General features: G+C 72.2%; 22 protein-coding genes. 10 read left to right on the forward strand and 12 right to left on the reverse strand.

The genetic code is table 11. The features are described 5' to 3' along the window. Window positions 1-93: 93 nt before the first annotated feature. Window positions 94-273 (forward strand): hypothetical protein, encoded by a 180-nt coding sequence (locus tag LPU61_RS26330; protein WP_229406473.1) that lies wholly within the window; start codon window positions 94-96, stop codon window positions 271-273. 19 nt (window positions 274-292) lie between these two features. Here the strand turns inward: LPU61_RS26330 and LPU61_RS26335 are convergent, their stop codons facing one another. From LPU61_RS26335 to LPU61_RS26350, 4 genes are all read right to left on the reverse strand, one after another. Further along, window positions 293-1,429, reverse strand: coding sequence for a glutathione-independent formaldehyde dehydrogenase (locus tag LPU61_RS26335; protein ID WP_043961521.1), 1,137 nt, complete (start codon window positions 1,427-1,429; stop codon window positions 293-295). An 88-nt stretch (window positions 1,430-1,517) separates the two neighbouring features. Next, a complete protein-coding gene (locus LPU61_RS26340; RefSeq protein WP_229406474.1) occupies window positions 1,518-2,180 on the reverse strand; it encodes an HAD family phosphatase in 663 nt (220 codons plus the stop codon). A 90-nt stretch (window positions 2,181-2,270) separates the two neighbouring features. Beyond that, entirely contained in the window at window positions 2,271-3,074 is an 804-nt protein-coding gene (locus LPU61_RS26345) for a hypothetical protein (RefSeq protein WP_229406626.1), read from the reverse strand. A 157-nt stretch (window positions 3,075-3,231) separates the two neighbouring features. After that, window positions 3,232-3,897 carry an FKBP-type peptidyl-prolyl cis-trans isomerase gene (locus LPU61_RS26350; protein ID WP_229406475.1) on the reverse strand — a complete coding sequence of 222 codons (666 nt, stop codon included), beginning with the start codon at window positions 3,895-3,897 and terminating at the stop codon, window positions 3,232-3,234. Window positions 3,898-4,060: 163 nt separating this feature from the next. Here LPU61_RS26350 and LPU61_RS26355 point away from each other — a divergent pair, with 163 nt between their 5' ends. Then, a complete protein-coding gene (locus tag LPU61_RS26355) occupies window positions 4,061-4,453 on the forward strand; it encodes a PPOX class F420-dependent oxidoreductase (RefSeq protein ID WP_043961524.1) in 393 nt (130 codons plus the stop codon). An 88-nt stretch (window positions 4,454-4,541) separates the two neighbouring features. Here the strand turns inward: LPU61_RS26355 and LPU61_RS26360 are convergent, their stop codons facing one another. The 3 genes from LPU61_RS26360 to LPU61_RS26370 all read right to left on the reverse strand — a co-directional run bounded on the left by LPU61_RS26360 (window position 4,542) and on the right by LPU61_RS26370 (window position 7,902). Next, on the reverse strand, window positions 4,542-6,926 hold the full coding sequence (locus LPU61_RS26360; protein ID WP_229406476.1) for an excinuclease ABC subunit UvrA: 2,385 nt from the start codon (window positions 6,924-6,926) through the stop codon (window positions 4,542-4,544). 2 nt (window positions 6,927-6,928) lie between these two features. After that, window positions 6,929-7,339, reverse strand: a complete 411-nt coding sequence (locus LPU61_RS26365; RefSeq protein ID WP_229406477.1) for a VOC family protein — start codon at window positions 7,337-7,339, stop codon at window positions 6,929-6,931. A 98-nt stretch (window positions 7,340-7,437) separates the two neighbouring features. Continuing rightward, entirely contained in the window at window positions 7,438-7,902 is a 465-nt protein-coding gene (locus LPU61_RS26370) for a nitroreductase/quinone reductase family protein (protein ID WP_229406478.1), read from the reverse strand. A gap of 77 nt (window positions 7,903-7,979) precedes the next feature. On the opposite strand from LPU61_RS26370, the gene LPU61_RS26375 reads away from it, so the two are divergent. Then, entirely contained in the window at window positions 7,980-8,750 is a 771-nt protein-coding gene (locus LPU61_RS26375; RefSeq protein ID WP_229406479.1) for a TetR/AcrR family transcriptional regulator, read from the forward strand. 28 nt (window positions 8,751-8,778) lie between these two features. On the opposite strand, the gene LPU61_RS26380 is transcribed toward LPU61_RS26375, so the two are convergent. Next, window positions 8,779-9,858 carry a Ku protein gene (locus LPU61_RS26380; RefSeq protein WP_229406480.1) on the reverse strand — a complete coding sequence of 360 codons (1,080 nt, stop codon included), beginning with the start codon at window positions 9,856-9,858 and terminating at the stop codon, window positions 8,779-8,781. A gap of 87 nt (window positions 9,859-9,945) precedes the next feature. On the opposite strand from LPU61_RS26380, the gene ligD (LPU61_RS26385) reads away from it, so the two are divergent. Together ligD (LPU61_RS26385) and ligD (LPU61_RS26390) are read left to right on the forward strand one after the other, a co-directional pair. Continuing rightward, window positions 9,946-10,887 carry a non-homologous end-joining DNA ligase gene (gene ligD, locus LPU61_RS26385; protein ID WP_229406481.1) on the forward strand — a complete coding sequence of 314 codons (942 nt, stop codon included), beginning with the start codon at window positions 9,946-9,948 and terminating at the stop codon, window positions 10,885-10,887. Then, a complete protein-coding gene (ligD, locus tag LPU61_RS26390; RefSeq protein WP_229406482.1) occupies window positions 10,877-11,782 on the forward strand; it encodes a non-homologous end-joining DNA ligase in 906 nt (301 codons plus the stop codon). The genes ligD (LPU61_RS26385) and ligD (LPU61_RS26390) overlap by 11 nt, the downstream gene beginning before the upstream one ends. A 45-nt stretch (window positions 11,783-11,827) precedes the next feature. On the opposite strand, the gene LPU61_RS26395 is transcribed toward ligD (LPU61_RS26390), so the two are convergent. After that, a complete protein-coding gene (locus LPU61_RS26395) occupies window positions 11,828-12,793 on the reverse strand; it encodes a hypothetical protein (RefSeq protein ID WP_229406483.1) in 966 nt (321 codons plus the stop codon). A 157-nt stretch (window positions 12,794-12,950) separates the two neighbouring features. Next, window positions 12,951-13,247, reverse strand: coding sequence for a hypothetical protein (locus LPU61_RS26400; protein WP_229406484.1), 297 nt, complete (start codon window positions 13,245-13,247; stop codon window positions 12,951-12,953). Window positions 13,248-13,687: 440 nt separating this feature from the next. Between LPU61_RS26400 and LPU61_RS26405 the strand changes: the two genes are divergently transcribed. After that, window positions 13,688-13,888: a winged helix-turn-helix domain-containing protein gene (locus tag LPU61_RS26405; RefSeq protein ID WP_229406485.1), complete on the forward strand. Its 201-nt coding sequence runs from the start codon at window positions 13,688-13,690 to the stop codon at window positions 13,886-13,888. 496 nt (window positions 13,889-14,384) lie between these two features. Here LPU61_RS26405 and LPU61_RS26410 read toward each other — a convergent pair whose 3' ends face one another. Then, window positions 14,385-16,502, reverse strand: coding sequence for a class I SAM-dependent DNA methyltransferase (locus tag LPU61_RS26410; RefSeq protein ID WP_229406486.1), 2,118 nt, complete (start codon window positions 16,500-16,502; stop codon window positions 14,385-14,387). A 94-nt stretch (window positions 16,503-16,596) separates the two neighbouring features. Here LPU61_RS26410 and LPU61_RS26415 point away from each other — a divergent pair, with 94 nt between their 5' ends. Next, window positions 16,597-16,770: a hypothetical protein gene (locus LPU61_RS26415; RefSeq protein ID WP_229406487.1), complete on the forward strand. Its 174-nt coding sequence runs from the start codon at window positions 16,597-16,599 to the stop codon at window positions 16,768-16,770. Between the two features lie 195 nt (window positions 16,771-16,965). Next, entirely contained in the window at window positions 16,966-17,547 is a 582-nt protein-coding gene (locus LPU61_RS26420; protein WP_229406488.1) for a hypothetical protein, read from the forward strand. On the opposite strand, the gene LPU61_RS26425 is transcribed toward LPU61_RS26420, so the two are convergent. Continuing rightward, window positions 17,486-18,733, reverse strand: coding sequence for a serine/threonine-protein kinase (locus tag LPU61_RS26425; RefSeq protein ID WP_229406489.1), 1,248 nt, complete (start codon window positions 18,731-18,733; stop codon window positions 17,486-17,488). The genes LPU61_RS26420 and LPU61_RS26425 overlap by 62 nt on opposite strands. A gap of 364 nt (window positions 18,734-19,097) precedes the next feature. Between LPU61_RS26425 and LPU61_RS26430 the strand changes: the two genes are divergently transcribed. After that, the gene (locus tag LPU61_RS26430) at window positions 19,098-21,143 is read left to right on the forward strand and encodes a UvrD-helicase domain-containing protein (protein WP_229406490.1); all 2,046 of its coding nucleotides are present in this window, start codon (window positions 19,098-19,100) and stop codon (window positions 21,141-21,143) included. Beyond that, window positions 21,140-23,980, forward strand: coding sequence for a CRISPR-associated helicase Cas3' (gene cas3, locus LPU61_RS26435; protein ID WP_229406491.1), 2,841 nt, complete (start codon window positions 21,140-21,142; stop codon window positions 23,978-23,980). The genes LPU61_RS26430 and cas3 overlap by 4 nt, the downstream gene beginning before the upstream one ends. Window positions 23,981-23,982: the final 2 nt, after the last annotated feature.

Genomic DNA, 23,982 nt, shown 5'->3' on the forward strand with positions numbered 1-23,982 from the left:
TCCCCGGTCCGCTACCCGGGTGATCTCGCTTCATTCCGATCCCGCCCGCCACCGGAACCGTATAACCAGGTACACGGAGGTAGGGGAGTGCTGATGCGGGACAAACCGGTGGTGGGCGCGCTGCCGCCCCCGACGGGCCGGACCGGACCGGGCGCGGGCCGGGTGAGGTCGGACGCGGGCCGCGCCGACCCGCCGCGCGACCAACCCCCGCCGGCCCCCGACGACCCGGCCGGGCGGCGGCTGCCGTGGACGAGCCGGAGCCGGGCGATCTGAGCCCGCAGGGCCCGGCGGCCTACGCCGCCGGCTTCAGCACCACCTTCGAGTAGCCCGCCTCCCGCTGGTCGAAGCGCTGGTACGCCTCCGGCGCGTCGGCCAGCGGCAGCTCCTTGCTCACCACGAAGCTCGGCTTCGCCCGCCCCGCCATGATCAGGTTCCGCAGGTACTCGTTGTACGACTTCACGTTGGCCTGCCCCGTCCCCATCCGCAGGCCCTTCTCGAAGAACTTGCCGACCTTGAACACCAGCTCGCCCCGGCCCGCCCGCTCGTCCGGCGCGCCCGGGTCGTGCGCCAGGTACAGCCCGACCACCCCCAGCGACCCCGTCGGCCGCACGACGTCCACCAGGCTGTTCAGCACCGCCGCCGGGTGCTCCTCGCCGCCGGCCCCGGACGCCTGGTAGCCCACCGCGTCCACGCCCCGGTCGGTGCCGACCCCGTCGGTCTGCTCCCGGATCTGCTCGACCGGGTCGCCGGCGGTGAAGTCGACCGGGATCGCGCCGATCGACTCGGCCAGCCGCAGCCGGTCCGGGACCTTGTCCACCAGGAACACCTCGGCCGCGCCCATCAGCAGCGCCGAGTACGCGGCCATCAGCCCCACCGGTCCGCCGCCCATCACGGTGATGTTCTCGCCGGGGCGCAGCCCGGTCATCGCCACCCCGTGGTATCCGGTCGGGAAGATGTCGGCCAGCATCGCGAAGTCGTTCTCGTGCTCCGTGCCGGGCGGCAGTCGCAGGCAGTTGAAGTCGGCGAACGGCACCCGCAGGTATTCGGCCTGCCCGCCCCGGTACGGCCCCATCGCGACGTAGCCGTACGCGCCCCCGGCGAAGCCCGGGTTGACGGTGAGGCAGAACCCCGTCTTCCCCTCCCGGCAGTTGCGGCAGAACCCGCACGCCACGTTGAACGGCATCGAGACCCGGTCGCCCTTGCGGATGTGCACGACCCCGGGCCCGACCTCCTCCACCACGCCCATGTTCTCGTGGCCGAACACGATGCCCGGCTCGGCCAGCGTGCGGCCCTCGTACATGTGCAGGTCCGAGCCGCAGATCGCGGTCGTGGTGATCCTGACGATCACGTCGTTCGGCGCCTCGATCCGCGGATCGGGGACCTCGTTGACCGCCACCTCGTGCGGCCCCTGGTACACCACAGCTCTCATGCCACCGACGGTAGGCGGGCAAGCCGGGTGAAGGCCGCGATTCAGGCAGACCGGCCGCCCGGCCCGCATGGCCGGGCTGCCCGCGCGGTCAGCCGAGGTCGGCGACGACCTCCGGGGTCAGGTCACCCACCGCCGGCAGCACCACGGCCGCGAGCGCCTCGGCGTCCGGATCCAACGGGTACGTCCCGTGCGGCACCGCCACCACCCGCATCCCCGCCGCGGCGGCCGAGCGCACCCCGTTCGAGGAGTCCTCCACCGCCACGCAGCGCGCCGGATCGACGCCGAGCCGCCGGGCCACCTCCAGGTAGACGTCCGGGGCCGGCTTGCCCCGCTCGGTCTCCTCCGTCGACAGCGTCGCGCCGAACGCCTCCGTGAGCCCCGTCGCCGCCAGCGCCGCCGCGATCAGCCGCGTCGGCGAGGAACTGGCCAGCCCCAACGGCCACCGCGCCGCCAGCCGGCGCACCACCTCGTCGGCCCCGTCGATCACCGGTACGCGCTCGGCGTACCGCCGGGCCATCTCGTCGACCACCTCGACGGCGACCTGCTCGGCCGTCCGGTCGACGCCCAGCTCGCCGCTGAGGTAGCGGGCCCACTCGCCCGTGCTCATCCCCATCAGCCGTCGCTGGGTGTCGGGCTGCCAGGTGCCGCCGTGCGTCGCCACGTACGCCCGGCGCACCTCCTCCCAGACCGGCTCGGAGTCCACGATCACGCCGTCCAGGTCGAAGACCACCGCATCCGCCACGGGCACCATCCTGCCCGAGCCCTCACCCGCCCGCTTCCCGGGGCGGCCCGGCGACCACTGTCGGCCTCTCGGGCGGGCTGGCGTCGTCGGCGGGGCGGGTCAGGCCGGCAGCGGCGGCAGGCGGATCGGGTTCTCCGGCGGGATCACCGTGTGCCCGGCCCGGGCCAGCGGCTCCAGCAACTCCCGCAACCGGTCGGTGCGCTCCGCGCCGAGCGCCTGCCACGGGTGCAGGGCGGCCACGTCGGTGGCGTCCTCCACCGCCCGGAACTCCGCCCGGCCGTGCTCGGTCGGCTTCCCGTCCCCGGTCAGCCAGCCCCGCTCGGCGAGCCGCCCGGCCGCCGCCTCCCACTCCTGCGGCGACCAGCCCCGGCCCAGCAGGTTCAGCTCCGGCATGCCCTCGGCGACCCGCCAGGCGAGCGTCTCCACCGGGTCCAGGCCGGCGGCGACCAGCGCCGCGATGTGCCCGTCGCCCCGGTGCTCCCGCAGCGTCGTCGCGGCCTGCCACAGCCGGGCCAGCGGGTATTCGGCGGCCAGCAGGGCGGCGTTGGCCGCACCCAGCACCCGGCCCTCCGGCCGCGCCGCCCCGGCGGCCTCCGCGAGGTGCCGCTCCGGCAGCTCGTACGCCAGCTCCGCCAGCGCCTGCACGGCACCGGTGAGCCGGGCCCGCAGCGCCTCGGCCGGCGTCACCAACTGCCACACCGCCGGCACGGCCCGCGCCACCACGGGCGGGGCGAAGCTGAAGAACGCGGCCACCACCGGGGCGGCCTCCACGGCGCCCAGCGGGGCGGCCCGGCCGGCGAAGTAGCCCCGCCAGAAGCCGCGCAGCCCGACCGCCTCGAACGCCGCCCGCGCCCGGGGATGGAAATAGGTCACGGTGTGCACCGGCTCGAAGTGCGTCCACATCAACCGGGCGATCCCCGGATCGTCCAGCGCCGCCACGTGCACCTCCGCGTCGATGGGGTCACCGTGCGGCGGGCGGGACCGCCCACGGTGACCCCGAACCTACTGGTCGTAGGCGACGGGAAGAAAGACTGTTGTGAACTACCGCACCAGGTGCGGGCTACTGCGCGGCGAGCACGTCGACGACGAACCGCAGCGGTCCGGCCGGCCGGCCGCCCGAGGAGTCGTTGCCGTACGCCAGTTCGGCGGGGATGTCGAGCTGCACCCGGCTGCCCACCTTTACCCCGACGAGGCCCTGGTCCCAGCCCTTGATGACCTGGCCGACGCCGATCGGGAAGGTGGCCGGCTGGCCGCTGTTCCAGGACGCGTCGAACTCCTTGCCGTCGGCGTAGAACACGCCCACGTAGTTGGTGGTGATCTGCTGCCCGGCCTTCACCGCCGCGCCCTTGCCCTCGATCAGCGTCTTGACGGTGAGCTTCTTCAGCTCGCCCTTGCCCGCCTCGACCTTCGGCTTGGTGGCCAGCGCCGGGTCCGACCCCTCGGGCAGCTGCGGGGCGGGCGGCGCGGTGGGCGGCTGCTCCTCGGCCGGCGCGGTCGCCGACGGGGCGGAGGCGACCTCCTCCGGCGCGTCGTCCTTGCCCTGGTTGACCACCACGAACACGGTGATCAGCACGCCGACGACGGCGACACCGGCGAGCGCGCCGACGATCGACTGGAGGCGGCGCTTCTTCTCGGCGGCCTTCTTCGCCGCCAGCTGGGCGGCCAGTCGCCGCTCCGCCTTGCCCGGGCCCTGGCCCGCCGACCGGTTCTGCACACGCTCGCTCACGTCGACTCCCTGATCAAGAGGTGGGGGGCCCGGCGGCCGCTGCCTAGGCCAGCGCACACGGTACCCGCCCTGCTGCCCACGGTGCTGCCTCGGCCGCCACCCCACCGGTCCGACCGGCTGCGGTTGCCGGCGCGCGGGCGTCGACGGGGGTAGCTTGTCGACCATGGCGATCCTCACCGAAGAAGACCTGGCCCTGCTGGCCGAACCGCAGCTCGCCCACGTGGCCACCATCGAGCCCGACGGCAGCCCGCACGTCACGCCGGTCTGGGTGGACACGGACGGCGAGCACATCGTGTTCAACACCGCCAAGGGGCGGCAGAAGTACAACAACATCCAGCGGACCCCGATCGTGGCCGTCTCCGTGGTGGACAAGGCCAACGACTTCCGCACCCTGTGGGTCAAGGGCACCGCCGAGTTCGTCGAGGAGGGGGCCGACGCGCACATCGACAAGATGGCGCAGAAGTACCTCGGCCAGGAGACCTACCCGTTCGGGCAGCCCGGCGAGGTGCGGGTGATCGTCCGGATCACCCCCACCCAGAAGCTCGGCCGCGGCTGACCCCCACCTGCAAGGAAGGGCCCCCTGTCAACACCCGCGGTGAGAAGGGGACCCCTCTCCACCGTTTGCGTTGACAAGGGACCCCTCCTCACCCCCCGATGTACGCCGCGAGGTGCTCGCCCGTGCGCGTGGAGCGGGCGGCGGCCAGGGCGGCCGGCGTGCCCTCGAAGACGATCCGACCCCCGTCGTGGCCCGCTCCGGGGCCGAGGTCGACGACCCAGTCGGCGTGCGCCACGACCGCCAGATGATGCTCGACGACGAGCACCGACTTGCCGGCGTCGACGAGCCGGTCGAGCAGCCCCAGCAGCTGCCCGACGTCGGCGAGGTGTAGGCCGGCGGTCGGCTCGTCGAGGACGTACACGCCGCCCTCGGTGCCCAGGTGGGTGGCCAGCCTGAGCCGCTGCCGCTCGCCACCGGACAGCGTGCTGAGCGGCTGGCCCAGGGTGAGATACCCCAGCCCCACGTCGGCGAGGCGGTCGAGGATCGCCCGCGCGGCCGGCGTACGGGCCTCGCCGTCGCCGAAGAACTCCCGCGCCTCGGTGACCGGCATCGCCAGCACCTCGGCGATGTCCCGGCCGCCGAGGCGGTACTCCAGCACCGACGCCTCGAACCGCCGCCCCTCGCACTCCTCGCACACCGTGGCGACCCCGGCCATCATCGCCAGGTCCACGTAGACCACGCCCGCGCCGTTGCAGCCGGGGCAGGCGCCCTCCGAGTTGGCGCTGAACAGGGCCGGCTTCACGCCGTTGGCCTTCGCGAACGCCTTGCGGACCGGGTCGAGCAGCCCCGTATACGTCGCAGGGTTGCTCCGCCGCGAACCCCGGATCGGGCCCTGGTCGACCGACACGACCCCCGCGCCGGCCGGGATCGACCCGTGCACCAGCGAGCTCTTGCCCGAGCCGGCCACGCCGGTGACGACGACGAGCACGCCGAGCGGGATGTCGACGTCGACGTCGCGCAGGTTGTGGGTCGACGCGCCCCGGATCGGCAGCCGGCCCGTGGGCGTGCGTACCGTCTCCTTGAGGGCGACCCGGTCGGCGAGGTGACGGCCGGTCACGGTGCCGCTGGCCCGCAGCCCCTCGACGGTGCCCTCGAAGCAGACGGCGCCGCCGGCCGCGCCCGCGCCGGGCCCCAGGTCGACGACGTGGTCGGCGATCGCGATGGTGTCCGGCTTGTGCTCCACGACGAGCACCGTGTTCCCCTTGTCCCGCAGCCGCAGCAGCAGGTCGTTCATCCGCCTGACGTCGTGCGGGTGCAGGCCCGTCGTGGGTTCGTCGAAGACGTACGTGACGTCGGTGAGCGGGGAGCCGAGGTGCCGCAGCATCTTCACCCGCTGCGCCTCGCCGCCCGACAGCGTGCCCGACGGCCGGTCCAGCGACAGGTAGCCCAGCCCGATCTCCACGAACGAGGCGAGGGTCTGGTGCAGCTTGTCCAGCAGCGGCGCGACCGACGGCTCGTCGAGACCGCGGACCCACTCGGCCAGGTCGCTGATCTGCATCGCGCAGGCGTCGGCGATGTTGACGCCGCCGATCCGGGCGGAGCGGGCGGCCTCGCCGAGCCGGGTGCCGCCGCACTCCGGGCACGCGGTGAAGGTGACCGCCCGGTCCACGAACGCCCGGACGTGCGGCTGCATCGCCTCGCGGTCCTTCGCGAGGAACGACTTCTGGACCTTGGGGATCAGCCCCTCGTACGTGAGGTTGACGCCCTCCACCTTCACCCGGGTCGGCTCCCGGTGCAGGAAGTCGTGCCGCTCCTGCGCCGTGAACTCGCGGATCGGCTTGTGCGGGTCGAGGAAGCCCGACTCGGCGTAGACCCGCACCGTCCAGAAGCTGTCGGCCTTCCAGCCGGGGATGGTGATCGCGCCCTGGGCGATCGACTTCGAGTCGTCGAAGAGCTGGGCGAGGTCGAGGTCGGAGACCGTGCCCCGGCCCTCGCAGCGTGGGCACATGCCGCCGGTGCGGGTGAAGGTCTGCCGTACGGTCCGGCCGCCGCCGCGCTCCACCGTGATCGCGCCGCTCGCCCGCACCGACGGCACGTTGAAGGAGAACGCGGCCGGCGGCCCGACGTGCGGCTGCCCCAGCCGGCTGAACAGGATGCGCAGCATCGCGTTGGCGTCGGTGACGGTGCCGACGGTCGAGCGCACGTCGCCGCCCAGCCGCTGCTGGTCGACGACGATGGCCGTGGTCAACCCGTCGAGCACGTCGACCTCGGGCCGGGCCAGCGTCGGCAGGAAGCCCTGCACGAAGGCGCTGTACGTCTCGTTGATCAGCCGCTGCGACTCCGCCGCGACGGTGCCGAACACCAGCGAGCTCTTGCCGGAGCCGGACACGCCCGTGAACACGGTGAGCTGCCGCTTCGGCAGGTCGACGCTGACGTCCTTCAGGTTGTTCTCGCGTGCGCCCCGCACCCGGATCACGTCGTGACCCCCGGCGCCGCGCCGCGCGGTCGACTCCGACCCCGTCTCCGCGGCCATGCTCAGCGCAGCTCCTGGATCCGGACGAGGTTGCCGGCGGGGTCGCGGAAGGCGCAGTCGCGCATCCCGTACGGCTGCTCGGTCGGCTCCTGGACGACCTCGGCGTCGCTGGCCTGGATCTTCTCGAAGGTGCCGTCCAGGTCGGGCGTGGCCAGCAGGATCCAGCCGTACGTCCCCTTCGCCATCATCTCGGCGATCGTGCGCCGCTCGTCGTCGGTGATGCCGGGGTCGACGGCCGGCGGGGCCAGGAGGATGCTGGTGCCGGGCTGGCCGGCGGGGCCGACGGTGATCCAGCGCATGGTGCCCGTGCCGACGTCGTTGCGGACCTCGAAGCCGAGCACGTCGCGGTAGAAGGCGAGGGACTCCTCCGGGTCGGTGTGCGGCAGGAAGCTCGTGTGAATGGTGATGTCCATGCCGGTCACGCTAGTTGCGGGCGACTGACCTGTGCTTCTTGATTCCTGATCGGTCCGGCCGTCGGTCCGTGTCGCCGGTCCGGCCGCCGGGCGGCAGCCTAGGCGGGCACCGGGGTCAGGACGACGATCGCGGTGTCCCGGCCCCGGTGGGCGGCGAGGCCGTCCAGGTCGCCGTAGCCCCGGTAGTCGTGCAGCGCCGACCACAGCCGGTCGCGCTCGGCTCCGGTGGCCCGGTGGGCGGTCACCTCGCGGGACTCGCCGCCGAGGTCGACGGTCGCCCGCGGGTGGGCCTGGAGGTTGAGCCACCAGGCGGGGTCGGCCGCGTCCCAGCCGTTCATGGCGAGGGTGACGAACCGGTCGCCGTCGCGGATGTAGCCGACGATGACGGCGCGCGGCCGGCCCGAGCGGCGGCCGGTCGTGTGCAGCCGCAGCATGCCGAACCGGCCGCCCGGCGTCGGGGCGCTCAGGCCCACCCGGTCGGCGGTGACGCGCAGCAGGGCCTTGTGGCCCAGCCAGGCGCTGCGGACGAACCACCTCGGCGGGGGTTTGGGGGACGTGCCCATGGCAGCCTCTTTTCTACGGTGTAGGTCTACACCGTAGGGTAAGCCCTACGCCGTAGGGCGGCAAGTAGGATCCGAAGGTGCCCCGACACGCAGACGACCGCTCCGCGACCCGCGCCCCCGCCCGCCTCAGCCGGGAGGCGATCGTCGTCGCCGCGATCGGCCTCGCCGACCGGGACGGCCTCGCCGGGCTGAGCATGCGGCGGCTCGCCCAGCACCTCGGCGTGGACGCGATGTCGATCTACTACCACCTGCGCGACAAGGACACCCTGCTCGCCGCGATGGTCGACGCCGTCGCCGCCGAGATCGAGGCCGACGGCGAGATCGGGGCCGCCGCACTCGGCGGCGGGACCGGGGCCGGCGGCGAGGCTGCGGCCGGCAGCGGCCCGGCAGGCGCAGGTGCCCCCGGGCCGTGGACCGACCAACTGCGGGCGCTGATCATGCGGGCCCGCCGGACGATGCTGCGCCATCCCTGGGCGGCCCGCGTGCTGGAGGCCCGCGACACGCCCACCCCGGCCGTGCTGCGGCACATCGAGCGGGTGCTCGCCGTGCTGCGGGGCGGCGGCTGCTCGGTGAGCCTGAGCCACCACGCCCTGCACCTGCTCGGCAGCCGGATCCTCGGCTTCAGCCAGGACCTGTTCGACGACTCGCCGAACACCGCCGCGACCGGGGAGGCGGCCGCCGCGCAGGCAGCCGCCTGGGCCGAGAGCATGCCGCACATCGCGGAACTCGCCGTCGCGGTCTCGCACAGCGGGGCCCTCGGCGGCTGCGACGACGAGGACGAGTTCGCGTTCGCCCTCGACCTGCTGATCGAGGGGCTCGACCGCCGGCGGCTCGCCGAACAGGGCTGACTGCGGGGCCGATCCCGGAACGACCCGGCTAGGCGGTCTTGCGGGGCGCCGCCTTCTTCGGGGCGGCCTTCCGCGCCGGAGCCTTCTTCTCGGCCTTCGCCCCCGCCGCCTTCGTCGTGGCCTTCCCGGGGGCCGCCTTCTGCGTACCCCCGGTGGCCTTCGCGCCCCCGGCGGACCCGCCGCCGCTCCCGCCGGTCTTCTTCGCCGCCGGCTTCTTCTCGGCAGCCTTCCGCGTCGGGGCCTTCGCCTCCTTCGCCGCCTTCGTGGCCTTCTGCGCCGACCGGGCCGACGTGATCGGGGTCGGTTCGCCGCCGCGCTCCGGCTGCTCCCCGCGCGCCGCCCGGGCCCGCTCCACCGACGCCTTCAGCGCCGCCATCAGGTCCACCGCCGCCGCCGGGGCCTCCTCGACCTCCTCCGGCGCGACGACCTCCCGGCCCTCCACCTTCGCGTCGATGACCTCCTGCAACGCCGCCCGGTAGTCGTCGGTGAAGACCTCCGGCTCGAACTCGCCCGCCATCGAGTCGATCAACGAGCTGGCCATCGCCAGCTCCGGCGGCCGGACCTTCAGGTCCTCGCCCAGGAAACCGAAATCGGGGGTACGCACCTCGTCCGGCCACAGCATCGTGTTGAGCAGCAGCACCCCCTCGCGCACCCGCAGGGTCGCCAACTGCTCCCGCTGGCGCAGCGCCACCTTGACGATCGCCACCCGCTCCGAGTCGGCCAGCGCGTCGCGCAGCAGCACGTACGGCTTCGTCGCCGCGCCCTCCGGCTCCAGGAAGTACGCCTTGTTGTAGAGGATCGGGTCGACCTGCTCCGCCGGGACGAACTCCAGCACGTCGATCGCGCGTGACGTGGTCAGCGGCAGGTCCGCGAAGTCCTCGTCGGTCAGGATCACCATCTCGCCGCCGCCGATGTCGTACCCCTTGGCGATGTCGTCGTAGGTGACCTCCTCACCGCACACCGAACAGGTGCGCTTGTACCGGATGCGCCCCCCGTCCTCCCGGTGCACCTGGTGGAAGCGGATGTCCTTCTCCTCGGTGGCCGAATAGAGCTTCACCGCGATCGAGACCAGCCCGAACGAGACGGCCCCCTTCCAGATCGCCCGCATCCCCCGCTCCTCTCCCCGGCTACAGATCAGGATCGCAAAGGATCGAAGCGGGCGCGATGACTTCTGTTGCCCTACTACAGTCAGGAAATGCCCGGCGCGCCGCTGAAGCCGATGCTCGCGACGACCGGCCCGCTGCCCGCCGGCGCCGACTGGGCGTACGAGTTCAAGTGGGACGGCGTACGCGCGCTCGCCGACATCGTCGGCGGCCGGCAACACCTGTACGCCCGCTCCGGCGTGCAGATCACCGCCGCCTACCCGGAGCTGATCACCCTCGCCGAGCAGGTCGACGACGCCCTGCTCGACGGCGAGGTGGTGCTGCTCGACCAGGCCGGTCAGCCCTCCTTCACCGCGCTCGCCGAACGGATGCACGTGCGCAATCCGGCGAAGGCGGCCCGGCTCGCGGCGAGCGTACCCGTGACGTATCTGATCTTCGATCTGTTGCGGTTGCGCGGCGCGGACCTCACCGGCCGGCCCTGGCGCGAACGCCGCGACCTGCTGGAGGGCCTCGGACTCGGCGGCGCCCGGTGGGCCGTGCCCCCCGTCTTCGCCGACGGGCCCGCCACCTACGAGGCGGCCGGCGAACACGGCCTCGAAGGGGTGATGGCCAAGCGCGCCGGCTCGGCCTACCGGCCCGGCGTCCGCTCGCCCGACTGGGTCAAGGTCAAGCTGGAGGTCACCGGCGACTTCGTCGTCGGCGGCTGGCGGCCCGGGGCCCGCAAGATCGGCGGCCTGCTCGTCGGCGTGCCCCGCCCCGACGGCCGGCTCACCTACCGGGGCCGCGTCGGCGGCGGCATCGGCGCGGCCCTCGAACGCGAGCTGCTGCGCGAGCTGGAGCCCCTGCGCTCGGGAAGCTCCCCGTTCGCCAGCGACGTGCCCCGCGAGGATGCCCGGGGCGCACACTGGGTACACCCCAGGGTCGTGGTGGAGGTGAAGTACGGCCAGCGCACCCCCGACGGCCGGCTGCGCTTCCCCCGGGTGCTGCGGCTGCGCCCCGACAAGCAGCCCGAGGAGGTGGACGATGCCGGCTGACCGGCTCAAGGTCGACGTGCAGGGCCGCGCGCTGGAGCTGTCCAACCTGGACAAGGTGCTCTACCCGGCCGCAGGCTTCACCAAGGGCGAGGTGATCGACTACTACACCCGCATCGCCCCGGTGCTCCTGCCGCACCTCGCCGACCGGGCACTCACCCGCATCCGCTACCCCAACGGCGTCGAGGACAAGAGCTTCTTCGAGAAGAACGCCCCCGCCGCCACCCCCGCCTGGGTACGCACCGAGAACCTTCCCGCCCCCGGCTCCACCAAGGGCCGCGAGACCATCGACTACGTGGTCGCCGACGACCTGCCCACCCTCGTCTGGCTGGCCAACCTCGCCGCCCTGGAACTGCACACCCCGCAGTGGAAGATCGGCAGCCACCCCGACCTGCTGGTCGTCGACCTCGACCCCGGCCCCCCGGCCGGGCTGCGCGAATGCAGCCAGGTGGCGCTGCTGCTGCGCGACCGGCTGGCTCTCGACGGGCTCGACTCCTATCCGAAGACGTCGGGCAAGAAGGGCATGCAGCTCTGCTGCCCGATCGCCGGCACCCAGTCCTCGGACACGGTCTCCGACTATGCCCACCGGGTCGCCCGCGAGCTGGAGGAAACCCACCCGAAGCTGGTCGTGTCGAAGATGGCGAAGAACCTGCGCGGCGGGAAGGTCTTCATCGACTGGAGCCAGAACAACGCGGCGAAGACGACCGTCGCCCCGTACTCGCTGCGCGCCCAGCCCGTGCCGGCGGTGTCGACGCCGCTGACCTGGGACGAGGTGGCGGCCGGCGCGGCCGGGAAGCGCCCGGCTGCCCGCCCCTACACGGCGGAAGAGGTGCTCAAGCGGGTGGACAAGCACGGCGACCTGCTCGCCGACGTGCTCACCGCCGGCCCCGAGGTGTAAGGAAGGGCCCCCTTTTAACGCATACGGCATAGAAGGGCACCCTTCTCACCGCCGCTCGCGGCGCAGCCGCAGGAACGCGCCGCCGACCAGGGCAACCGCGATGACGCTGACCGCTATGTCGCTGACCAGGGCCATCACCGGCGACGACGGCGCGTAGCTCGGCACGACGTAGGCGAAACTGGCGGCGGAGAGCAGGCCGGCGGACCAGGCGGCGAGGACGTGCCGCTGACCCCATCCAGCCCGCCGCGACCACCCGACCACCAGCGCCACGATGCCTGCGGTGAGCATCGTGCGCAGCGCCACCCCCGCCCAGCCGGGCACCAGGCCGACGGTGGCGTGCCCGGCGTACACCAGGATGCCGACCCACAGCGGAGCCGGCGCCGCCCGCCGGCCCGGAGCTGGCGCGGGCCGGTCGCGACGCCAGCGCGGCAGCAGCGCGGCGGCGACGAGCGCCAGCACGACCAGCACCGCGAAGACGAGCTGGGCCGGGGCGAGCACGAACCCCTTCCGGCCGTCCTCGCTGTCGGCGAAGATCAGCAGGCTGCCGGCCAGGTAGAGCGCGCCGACCACCAGCAGGCCGGGCCACCGCAGCCAGGGCCGGTGCCGACGGTACGGCGAGACGAACGACTCCACGACCGCGATCGGCGCGCAGATGCTCAGCGCGACATGATTCCCGACGTAGTCGAACGCCTGCCCGACGCTGAACCCGAGCACCGGCACCCGGGTCTGCGCGGCAGCGGCGGCGAAGTCCGCGAACTCCGTGTCGTCGAGGAAGCCGGTGTTGAACAGCGACTGGTCGACCAGCCCGGCCTGGACCACCCCGAACGCGGCGGCCAGCAGGACTATCGCCGGCCAGCCGCCGCCGGTGCGCCGGGCCGTCTCCCGCACCAGCAGGGCGGCCCCGCCGTACAGCGGGCTCAGGAAGATCAGGACCAGCGGGTAGTCGGTGACGACGAACCCGCCCCAGGAACACTCGGCGGCCCACGGGGCGAGCACGAACAGGGCGAGCACCGGCGCGAGCCGACGCCAGCGGCCCGGCGTCGGTGGTGGCTCGCTTCCCTCGGCAGGTGAGGCGGTCCGTGGCTCCCCGTGACCAGTCATCCGTCCACTGTCCGGAGTCGACGGTCGTCGGGCAACGGCCGTAGGTCTAGGCCGGACACACCAAGGTCTACGCCCCCGGTGGCTTGCGCCGCTCGTAGGCCCGCTGGTTGCGGCGGGTCGCGCACGGCGCGAGGTGGTCGCTGGGCAGGCCGCACCGCGCGCCGCCGGCCAGCCGCCGGTCACAGAACACCCGATGATGTACGCGCTGGTCGTCCTCGGTCGACACGGTCACCTCCCCGACGTCGACACACCGGGTGAGCTGGGCCAGGACGCGCGCCGCCGTGCGGGCGAGGATCCGGGCGCGGAGCAGGTCCGGCACGACGATCGGCACGTGCACCACCCACCTGCTGTTCGGCCCTCTCATCGGCCGACCGGTTCGTGGCGGCTCGCAGGCTCGTACGAGTCGGATGCTCTCGGGACGGGCTGTGATCGCACTCGGGGCCGCCTTCCGCTCGGAGGTCGGGGTGGGCCCTGCCGCCGCAGCCTCGTTCGGCGGGTACGGCGGCAGGGCGTGTCGGGGTGCCCGGGGTGGCCGGGCCGGGGGAGTCCGGCCACCCCGGGCTGGGGGAATGCGCTGGGGTGATGAGCGACCGCACGGAGAGCGCCAACCGACCGCATGGAGCACGTCACTTTCGGCGACGCTAGCGCCATGCATCACCTACGTCAAGTACAGATCCTGCGGCTATGTCGGCACCTTCATCATCGTCACCTTCTTCAGTAGGTGCATTGCCTACCTCAGATTGCGGCTCGATACTGGGAGGGCCAACCGACTGCAAGGGGCATGAAGTGCCTATACCGCCCACAATGGATGAGTTGCTTGACGATCTTGTGAGGAGGATCAAGAGCGGCGAATACCCGCCGGGATCGCAGTTGCCCTCCGGCCGGACCATGGCCGACGAGTACAACGTCTCGCACTCGACCATCCAGCGGGCGATAGCTACTCTGCGGCAGCGAGGCGTCCTCGTCGGTCGGCCGGGGCGCGGCGTCTTCGTCGCCGAGTCGTAGCAATGCCGGGGCCGGGCATGGTCTCGAAGGGCCTGGGCGGTGCGTAGTTGATCTGCAAGGGGCCGCCCCCTGCTGCACGGGAAGCGGTGGGCGGACGTCGCCTCCGTGGTGCAGTCGGGTGGATTACCCCCGCGTGCGCGGGGAGTAGATGACCTGAGCTCACTGCATCGAGTCCCAGTCCGGATCATCCCCGCGTGCGCAGGGAGCAGAAGCTGTTTGTCTTGGCGAACACAAGACGCTTCGGATCATCCCCGCGTGCGCGGGGAGCAGCTTGATCTCCGGCGGCGGCAGGGACAGCTTCACCGGATCACCCCCGCGTGCGCGGGGAGCAGTCTTCCTGACCTGCGGCGCTAAAGATCAACTACTTCGTTTTCCTTCACTTTGCCTTGCAAGATCATTTCCGTTCGAAGGGTGTGACGATCGGTCGCAGTCAGTTCAGCGTACCGGTGGGATCCCTTTCGGGTCCTGGTCCGGGGTGCCACGGGCTCCGTCGGTCTCAGGCGGGATGGGCCGATGAGGGCGACGTGATGCCGAGGGTGCCCACGACGAGGTTGTCGCCGATTTCGCGGGCCAGGGTGGCACCGGTCGTCGCCGCCTGCCCAAGGGCGTTGCGGAACTCGGCCAACTGCCGGAAGGCGCGGCCGTACGCCTGCTGCTGGTGCAGCGGCAGCACCGGGATGGTGAGGCGTCGTACGTCGATGCGCAGTGTGCCACCTGCGGTGCTGGAGCTACGGCCGGCGACGCGCAGGTTGTCCGTGCGGGAGATGACCCCGGCGACGAACCACGGATCGAAGCGGGTCGTGTCGACGCGCAGCAACTGGATGCCTGGCCCGATCTCGGCACCGACCTGGTCCGGGGTGGCGACGCGGGCGCTGATGGTGTGGCCGACCACGGGGATGAGGATGTCGCCGGCTAGCACCTCCGGCCCGGAGCCGTCGGCCGCCCTGCGGGCCGCCGAGCCGGTCGCGGGGCCGCCGGACAGGATGTCGGAGACGGTCAGCACGGCGGCGCTGCCGGTGGCAGCGGTCGATCGGCTGCGGGAGACGGCCCGTTGCACGGTGATGCTGCCGGACCGGATCAGGTCGGCGACATCGGCCTGGGGCGCTTCGCGTAGCGGTGCTTCTGGTGCTTCCTGCACAGCGGGCAGCGTGCGCTTCAGCCTGTCGAGGAGCTTGCCGAAGTCGGCGATGCCGGCGATGACCTGCGCTGGGCTGGTGGCCAGTGCGCTGCCCTGTGGAAGGTGGCGTTGCGGTGTCAGGTCGACCTGGTCGTCGAGCAGGTCGATGACCGGCAGGGCGCGGTGGACGCCGGGCAGCTCCGCGTACTGGTTGGATCGGTAGGAATCCCACGCGGAGCCGACGATCTCGCTGGGCGGTCGGTCCGCCGAGGCGGTGGCGTCGACCATGAGCAACTCTCCGGCGCGCGGCCGGTGCGGGTCGGGCTGGGCCAGGACCCAGATGTGCAGGCCGATGCCGGCTGGCGGCATCATGCCGGCGGGGAGGGCGACGACCGCGCGCAGTGCCCCGTGGCGGATCAGCTCCGCGCGCACCCGGCGACCGGCCGGGCGTGACGCGGCAGCCGGGGGCATCAGCACCACGGCGGTGCCCGTAGGTGAGAGATGAGCCATGGCGTGCTGCACCCAGGCCAGCTCGGGCTCGGTTCGCGGGGGCAGGCCGTAGGTCCAACGGGGGTCGTAGGCGAGGCGGTCGTGGCCCCAGTCGTGGACGCCGAAGGGGAAGTTGGCCACGACGACCTCGGCCCGCAGATCGGGCAGGCCGTCGGCGAGCAGGCTGTCTCCGATGTGTACGACGGGTGGCTTCGCATCGTGCCTCGCCTGTCGGGCGCGCAGGTGCACGAACCACAGCCGCAGCAGGGTGATCATGGCGTACTGCGGGTTGATCTCCTGGGCGTAGCACCGGATGGTGGTGCCGTCGCGCAAAGCCCGGTCGGCGGCCATGCGCAGGATCGACCCGGTGCCGCTGGCGAAGTCGAAGACGTGGGCCCCGGAGCCGGCAAGGGTCAGCATCACATCGGCGACGGCGTCCGGGGTGCCGGCCAGGCCGGACAGGGAGTGGGCGGAGGTCACGTACCGGTGGTGCAGGTGCTCGAAGGCGGCTTCTGCTCCCTGCTCCGCGCCGAGTTCGTCGACCGTGCGCAGGAGCGTGGCGAGCTGCGGAGTCCACTGTTGCGGCAGCACGTCGCCGATCAGCGTCGCCAGGTCGGGGTCGAGGGTGCGGAGGTGGTCGACGAGCTGCCCCGGGGGCGGCAGGTCGTCGCCGCCGGGTTCGGCCTGGTCAGTGCGGACGAGCAGGAGTACGCCGGCGATGCCGAGCACATCGCTGATCTGCGAGGCGGGCTGGTAGCTCTCGATGTGCCGCCAGGCCCAGTGTGCGGTGCCCGCCTGATGCAGCCGGCCGTGTCGGCGCAGCCAGTCCGTCACCTCTCCGGCGTTGAACGACGGACTGGCCGGGGTGCCGCCCACGGGTGCCGGGAAGTCGGCATACCGGCGACGCCAGTTGCTGACCGCCGCCCTGCCGACGTTGGCCAGCCGAGCGATGTCGCTGGCGGTCAGGGTGGCCTCGCTGGAGGCGGCCGTGCTCCGCGCTTTCCTCACACGTGAACGCTAGCATGGCGATCTGTCTTGTGTACTCGGTTCACAGGATCTATCTTCCTTGGTGATCCCCTGGATTGACGCCTTTGGAGGGCCCATGCCACGCCGTGGCCGAAGCACGACCATCGGGAAGTTCGCCAAGTTCCACCAGGACCGTCGGGTGTCCGAGATCCGGGTGCTCGGCGAGTTGCTGCGCCGCGAAGGGCACCACGCCCCCGGCGCTGCTGCGCAACCGCCGCCCGACGTGCGGGAGGTCTCGGCAGCCAGCTGACCGGCCAGCTCTGCACGCAAGGCCGAACCCGCACCCGCACCGACAACCGAAGGAGGACCATGAACACCCTTGCTCGTACCGCCGCCGTCAACCGTCCTGTCGTCGTGCTTTCCGCCGATCCCCTACGTCCGCCGAGGCGCGCGGCGGTATGGCTGCCGCGCCCCGGACGGCATGGACTCCCAGGCGTACGCACGGGTGCGCCTTGACCCGGTTGTGGGTGCCGCCATCGCGGACGCCTACCTGGCGGCCCCGGTCCGGGACGAGCGGGCCCGGGCCGCGTACGCCGTGTTCTGCCGGGAGACGGTCCGGCAGTACGCCTTCCTGGTGGGTCGGGTCGAGTTCGGTGGCCTGGGGGTGACGGTGCGGATCGTCGACGCCGACCCCTACCCGGACGCCGTGTCGATGGTCGACGACGTGCGGCGGCACCGGTTGAAGGTGTGGGCCAGCGCGGCCACCGGCAACCCGCATCCCTTCCTCAGCGACGAGGAGAACGACATGTTCCGGGCCGTCCACGACGTGTTCGGGCACGCGGCGACCGGGCGTGGCTTCGATCGGCACGGCGAGGAGGCGGCCTGGTTGAAGCACAGCGCGATGTACTCGCGGCTGGCGGGGCGTGCTCTGGCGACCGAGACGCGCGGGCAGAACTGTGCCCGGGTCTACCACTACCCGGACGCTCGCTTTCCGGAGCAGAAGGCGGTGTTGCTGTCCCGGGCCTTCAGTGATCCGTGCCGAGTGTGGAAGGCGAGCGTGGAGAGGAGTCCAGCCCCTGCCCGGTGAGCTGCGCGATCTCCTGCCGCAGGCCCAGCACCTCGGGATGGTCCCGGTCGTCGGCCCGAACCCGGCCGTCCAGCAGCGTCTGGAGCTGGCGCAACGCCCGGCCGTGCTCGCCGAGCGCCACATGCGCCCGAGCGACCCGCAGCCGCAGATCGAAGGCGACGGGATCGCCGTCGCCGTGCTGTGCGGCGCGCTGGTCGGCGAGCCGTCGCCACAGTCGCGCGGCAGCCCGGAACTCGCCTGCAGCGTGCAGCCGGTCTGCTTCCCTGGCGGTCGGCTCCACGTTGGGCTCGGTCTGGGCGGAGCTGGTCGTCGTCGTGGGGCGAGTCTGCTGCGGGACTCGTCCCACGATGGCGGCATAGCTCTGCACCGCCTCGGCGGTGTCGGTGAGCACTCCGGGAATCGGCGGCCGGTCCAGGGAGAGCGGTGCTAGCACTTGATAGACGTCGGCGACGGAAGCCGGCCGGTCCCGGGGGTCGATCGCCAACAGCGTGTGCACCAGGTCGTCGAGCGCGGCGGGGGTGTCCGGTCGTAGCCGGGCGGGGCGCGGTGGGGGGCCGTCCAGTTGGTGCCGCACCGTCGTCATGGTGGTCACGCCGTCGAATGGCGGGCAGCCGGTGAGCAGGTCGAAGAGCGTGGCACCCAGGCCGTACAAGTCCGTGCGGTGGTCGGTGGGCTCCCCGAGGATCTGTTCGGGTGCCATGTAACCCACCGTGCCCAGGCTCTGCCCGCTCTGGGTGATCCGCGAGTATCGGTCGTCGCCGTGTATCGCCGCCAGGCCGAAGTCCAGCACCTGCACCGCGCCGCTGGTATCCAGCATGACGTTGCTCGGCTTGAGGTCGCGGTGCACCAGGCCGATCCGCCGCGCGGCGAGCAGGACGCTGCTGATCTGAGCGCCGATGGCGGCGACCCACCCGAACGGAAGCGGGCCCTGCTCGGCGACCAGGTCCGCGAGCGTGAGCCCGTCGATCTTCTGGAAGACGACGTACGGACGGCCGGCCTCGTGGCCGAGGTCGTAGACGGCCGGTACGCCAGGGTGGTCGAGGCGGGCGGTCAGCAGCGCCTCCCGCCGGAACCGGCGTACGGCCTCCGGGGCAGGGAGGGTGGCGCTGACGAACTTCACGATGACCTGGCGGTCGAGCAGGGTGTCCCGGGCCGGCCAGACCTCGCCCATTCCTTTGTGTGCCAAGGGGTTCCGGCCTAGCTCATACCGGTCCTTGAGGCGCTCGCCGGTCAGCACGGGGCCCAGCATAACCCCTGAATCGGACGGCCTCCGCCGATAGTCGACTGCCCGGGTGTGCACTTTGGTGAACCCCGAACACAAGATCAGCCTTGCAAACTATGTTCACAAGGTGCTTCAATGTGCCTCGGCGGGGACGGCTTCGCCTGCGCCGCCGTTCATGTTGCGGGAAAGAGCGCCGGTCGCGTGTCTGGTTCGCGACAAATCTGACTCTCGCGCCCACGCCCAGGCGCCAGGCAAACAGGGGATTGGTATGGCTGAGTTGGCCATTGGTCGGGGCTTCCTGCCCGCCTTTGCCAGGCTGGAACGCCGCGTGCAGCATGCCGTTCTCGCGGCCATCAGCAGGTTCGCCGAGCACACCCACGCGGGCCTGCACCTGGAAAAGCTGACCGGAGCACGGGACCCCAACATCCGCACCATCCGGATCGGCAGGTTCTATCGCGGCGTGGTGCTCGCCCTCGGCGAGGAGAAGTACGCGCTTCTCGACGTTCTGCCCCACGACGACGCCATCTCCTTCGCGGTGAGCCGCCGGTTCACGGTCAACCAGGTCCTCGGCGTGCTGGAGATGCGCGATCAGGACGGCATCGAGGAGTTCGCCCGCACCGAGCCCGCGCACCCCCCGAGCGTCGGCCTGTTCGACCACGTCACGACCGCCGACTTCGTGCGCCTCGGCGTCGAGGCGGACCTGGTGCCGCTGCTGCGCGTCATCGCCACGGACAAACAGCTGGAGAGCCTCGCCGGCCGGCTGCCGGAGGCGCAGCTCGACATCCTGCTGGGCCTGGCCAGCGGGATGACCGTGGAAGAGGTCTGGGCGGAGCAGGCCGACCGGATCATCTCCGGCGTGGACACCGACGACCTCCTGACCGCAGCGCGGCGTACGCCCGAGCGGATCGCCTTCGTCTCCGGCCCGGTGGAACTCGCCGCCATCCTCGCCCACCCGTTCGACGTGTGGCGCACCTTCCTGCACCCGACCCAGCGCGACATCGCCTACCGCGAGACCTACAGCGGCCCCGCGCTGGTGACCGGCAGCGCCGGGACGGGAAAGACGGTGACGGGCCTGCACCGGGCGGTGTTCCTCGCCGAGCGGCTGCCGGAGGGCGAGAAGGTCCTGCTGACCACCTTCACCCGCGCGCTCGCCGACGCGCTCACCCGACAGCTCCACCGGCTCACCACCGACCCGGCGGTACGGGCACGCATCGACGTGATCAGCGTCGACCGGCTGGCCTACGACACCGTCGCCCGAGCCGGCAAGAGGTTGTCGATCGCCGAGAGCGAGATCGTCGACCAGCTCTGGCAGGTCACCGCGAAGTCCGGTCCCACCTTCGTGAACCGCGCAGGCCAGGTCACCACCTTCAGCCCCGCCTTCCTCCGGCACGAGTGGGAGCAGGTCGTGCTGGCGCAGCGGCTGACCACTCTGGACGCCTATCGCGACGCATCCCGCAAGGGCCGCGGAGCGGGGCTGCGCGCGGCCCAACGGGCCCAGGTGTGGGCCGCGATCGACGCCTTCGTGCGGGAACTGACGAAACGCCGCCTGCGCACCCACACCCAGCTCGCCGACGACGCGGCGGCGATCCTGCGCGATTCGCCGGCCCGATACCGGCACGTCGTCGTCGACGAAGGTCAGGATCTGCACCCGGCGCAGTGGCGTCTGCTGCGGGCACTCGTCGCGCCCGGGCCGAACGACATGTTCCTGCTCGCCGACCCGTACCAGCGCATCTACGACAGCCACGTCTCCCTCGCCCAGCTCGGCATCGAGGTGCGTGGCCGGACGCGGCGGCTGACCATCAACTACCGGACCACCCACGAGATCCTGGAACTGTCGACCAGGGTCCTCAACGGCGACGCCGCCGTCGGGTTGGACGGGCAGGACGACACGTTGCGCGGCTACCGCTCGATCACTCGGGGCGGCGTGCCCGAGATCGCGGTGGCCGACAGCCGCGACGGCGAGTGGGAGACGCTGATCGAGCGGGTCGGGACCTGGCTGGAGCAGGGGGTGGAACCGCACGCCATCGGCGTGGCCGTTCGCACCGGCCAACTCGTCAGGGCGATCAGCAGAATCCTGGGCGAGGCCCACATCGACGTCGCCGACGACAAGCGCGGCATCGACGGGGTGCACGTGGCGACCATGCACCGTATGAAGGGGCTGGAGTTCCAGTGCCTCGCGGTCGTCGGGCTCGACGCGGGTGTGCTACCGGCGCCGAACGCGCTCACTTCCGCCGCCGAGGACCCGCATGCCCACCGGCAGGATCTGCAACGCGAACGGTGTCTCCTCTTCGTCGCCCTGACCCGCGCCCGGGATGTGCTCTACCTGTCGCACAGTGGCACGCCGAGTCCGCTGCTGCCGCTGGCGGGCCGGTGAGCGTCCGCGCCGCCGCCAGCGGCCCCCAGCTGGGCGACGCGGCACGGTCCGTCTGGGGCAAGACCGATCGGAGGGGCACCTCCCCGGTGGGCTGGCTGCCGCTCTGGCGGCACCTGGCCGACACCGCCGACGTGACCGGCGAACTGTGGGACCACTGGCTGGGCCGGGCGGTTCGTCGACGCGTCGCCGACGAGCTGCCCGGGGGCGAGGCGGACGCCCGCACCCTGGCCGTCTGGATCGCCGGGGTGCACGACATCGGCAAGGCCACCCCCGCCTTCGCCTGCCAGGCGTACGCGCTGGCGGACCGGATGCGCGACCACGGGCTCGGCTACCACCGGGACCTGATCCGCGCCGACCGCAGATACGCCCCGCACGCCACGGCGGGCCACATCGTGCTGGCGGACTGGCTGGACCAGCAGGGCTGGACCGACCCCCACCCGTACGCCGTCATCGTCGGCGGCCATCACGGAGTGCCGCCGACCGACGAGGGCCTCCGCGACGTGCAGGTGCGTCCACACCTGCTCGGCGATCCAACCTGGCAGCGGGTGCAGCAGGAACTGCTGACCTGGATGGCGGAGCGGTCGGGCGCGGGGGAACGGCTCGTCGAGTGGAGCGGCGTCGCGCTGTCGCAGCCCGTGCAGGCCGCCCTGACCGGCCTCGTCATCGTCGCGGACTGGATCGCCAGCAACGAGGACTTCTTCCCGTACGTGCTGGACAGCACCGACGAGGGCCGGCTGCGATCCGGCTGGGAGCTGCTGGACCTGCCCGTTCCCTGGCAGCCTGTGGCACCGCCGTCGACGGTGGACGAGCTGTTCGCGGCGCGGTTCGCGCTACCCGCCGGTGCGGTGCCCCGCCCGGTGCAGCGAACGGTCGCCGAGCTGGCCGCGACCATGCCCGTGCCCGGCATGATGATCGTCGAGGCGACGATGGGCGAGGGCAAGACCGAGGCGGCCCTCGCGGCGGTGGAGATCCTCGCCCGGCGGACCGGGGCGTCCGGCTGTTACCTGGCATTGCCGACCCGAGCCACCAGCGACGCCATGTTCGGGCGGATGCTGTCCTGGCTGCGCCGGCTGCCCGACACGCAGGTCGGCCGGGGCGACCGCGACGTGCGGCTGGCACACGGCAAGGCGGCCCTCAACCCCGAGTACGACCGCCTACGCACGAGGTCGATGCCGAGCGGCATCGCCGAGGACGCCGGGGGTGCCGACATCGGTGTGCACGTCTGGCTCGCCGGCCCCAAACGGACCCTGCTGTCCAACTTCGTCGTGGGAACCATCGACCAACTGTTGTTCGCGGCGCTGCGCAGCAAGCACCTGGTGCTGCGCCACCTCGGCCTGGCCGGCAAGATCGTCCTCATCGACGAGGCGCACGCCTACGACGTCTACATGGGGCGGTTCCTCGACCGGGCGTTGGAGTGGCTCGGGGCGTACGGCGTGCCGGTCGTCGTGCTGTCGGCGACCCTGCCGGCTCACCGACGGGCCGAGCTCATGAAGGCGTACGACGCGGGTCGGCTCGGGCCGCTGCCCCCGCTCACCTGGCGCGACCGGGGCAAGCCGCGCGTCGATCCGTACGCCGCGCTCCGTGCCGATCTGCGTTATCCCCTGGTTTCGGTCTCCACGCCCGAGCGCGGCGTCACCGCGACGAGCTGCGCCGACTCGGGGCGAGTCAGCCAGGTCCAGGTGCGGCGCCTGGCCGACGACGTACCGGCGCTGGTGGAACTGCTGCGTGACCAGTTGACCGACGGCGGCTGTGCCCTCGTGGTCCGCAACACCGTGGCCCGGGTCCAGGAGACCGCAGCCGCGCTGCGTGCGGCCCTTGGACCGGAGACCCCCGTGTCGGTGGCGCACTCCCGGTTCATGGCCATCGACCGTGCGACGAAGGACCGCTGGTTGCGCGACACCTTCGGCCCGCCGGGCACCGCCAGCCGCCCGGCCCGGCACGTCGTCGTGGCCAGCCAGGTCGCCGAGCAGTCTCTTGACATCGACTTCGACCTGCTCGTGACCGACCTTGCCCCGGTCGACCTGGTGCTGCAACGCATCGGCCGACTGCACCGTCACCCGCGCGACGACCGTCCGGCCCGGCTCACCACGCCCACGTGCTGGATCACCGGTGCCGACTGGACGACCGAGCCACCGCAACCGGTCGCCGGATCACGCCGTGTCTACCAACCGGCCATGCTGCTCCGCAGCGCCGCAGTGCTGTTGCCGCACCTCGACGGCATGCCGCTGCGGCTGCCGGCGGACATCGCCCCGCTCACCCAGGCCGCCTACGGCGACGCGGCGCTCGGCCCGCCGTCCTGGCAGCCGGTGATGGCCGAGGCGGAGGCGAAGCAGCGCGACGAGATCACCACCAAGGAACTCAAGGCCGACGGCTTCCGCCTCGCCGCCGTCGCCGAGGCCGGGGTGCCACTGATCGGCTGGCTCTCCGGTGGCGTCGGCAACGCCGACGACCGCGCGGCGAAAGGTCACGTCCGCGACACCGATGGCGAGTCCCTTGAGGTCCTGTTGCTGGTACGCACGCCGGACGGGCTAGTGGTTCCCCCATGGATCGACGGCGGTGGGGTGGTCGTCCCCGCCGCGTCCGCGCCCGGCTGGCGGCTGAGCCGCCTCGTCGCCGGCTGCACCCTGCCACTGCCACGAGCCATGACCGCGGCCGACGTCATCGACGAGATCATCGCCGAGCTGGAGGGTCGGATCGATCTGAGCGCCTGGCAGGACAATCCCTGGCTCGCCGGGGAACTCCTCCTTGAGATCGACGGTGACGGCCATGCCCGCGTGGGCCCCTTCGATCTTCACTACGACCTGCACGGAGGTCTCCATGTCGTCCGCGTTGATTGAGA

Source organism: Micromonospora sp. NBRC 110038, from assembly GCF_020884815.1.
GTDB lineage: Bacteria > Actinomycetota > Actinomycetes > Mycobacteriales > Micromonosporaceae > Micromonospora > Micromonospora haikouensis.

Bases quoted from the DNA above. Each gene is read 5' to 3' on its own strand.
- LPU61_RS26370 (WP_229406478.1), bottom strand. From the start codon at position 7,902: ATGGGCACGTCCCCCAAACCCCCGCCGAGGTGGTTCGTCCGCAGCGCC.
- LPU61_RS26400 (WP_229406484.1), bottom strand. From the start codon at position 13,247: ATGAGAGGGCCGAACAGCAGGTGGGTGGTGCACGTGCCGATCGTCGTG.
- LPU61_RS26345 (WP_229406626.1), bottom strand. From the start codon at position 3,074: ATGTGGACGCACTTCGAGCCGGTGCACACCGTGACCTATTTCCATCCC.
- LPU61_RS26365 (WP_229406477.1), bottom strand. From the start codon at position 7,339: ATGGACATCACCATTCACACGAGCTTCCTGCCGCACACCGACCCGGAG.
- LPU61_RS26415 (WP_229406487.1), top strand. From the start codon at position 16,597: ATGCCACGCCGTGGCCGAAGCACGACCATCGGGAAGTTCGCCAAGTTC.
- LPU61_RS26335 (WP_043961521.1), bottom strand. From the start codon at position 1,429: ATGAGAGCTGTGGTGTACCAGGGGCCGCACGAGGTGGCGGTCAACGAG.
- LPU61_RS26405 (WP_229406485.1), top strand. From the start codon at position 13,688: ATGGATGAGTTGCTTGACGATCTTGTGAGGAGGATCAAGAGCGGCGAA.
- ligD (WP_229406482.1), top strand. From the start codon at position 10,877: ATGCCGGCTGACCGGCTCAAGGTCGACGTGCAGGGCCGCGCGCTGGAG.
- ligD (WP_229406481.1), top strand. From the start codon at position 9,946: ATGCCCGGCGCGCCGCTGAAGCCGATGCTCGCGACGACCGGCCCGCTG.
- LPU61_RS26380 (WP_229406480.1), bottom strand. From the start codon at position 9,858: ATGCGGGCGATCTGGAAGGGGGCCGTCTCGTTCGGGCTGGTCTCGATC.
- LPU61_RS26330 (WP_229406473.1), top strand. From the start codon at position 94: ATGCGGGACAAACCGGTGGTGGGCGCGCTGCCGCCCCCGACGGGCCGG.
- LPU61_RS26360 (WP_229406476.1), bottom strand. From the start codon at position 6,926: ATGGCCGCGGAGACGGGGTCGGAGTCGACCGCGCGGCGCGGCGCCGGG.
- LPU61_RS26340 (WP_229406474.1), bottom strand. From the start codon at position 2,180: ATGGTGCCCGTGGCGGATGCGGTGGTCTTCGACCTGGACGGCGTGATC.
- LPU61_RS26355 (WP_043961524.1), top strand. From the start codon at position 4,061: ATGGCGATCCTCACCGAAGAAGACCTGGCCCTGCTGGCCGAACCGCAG.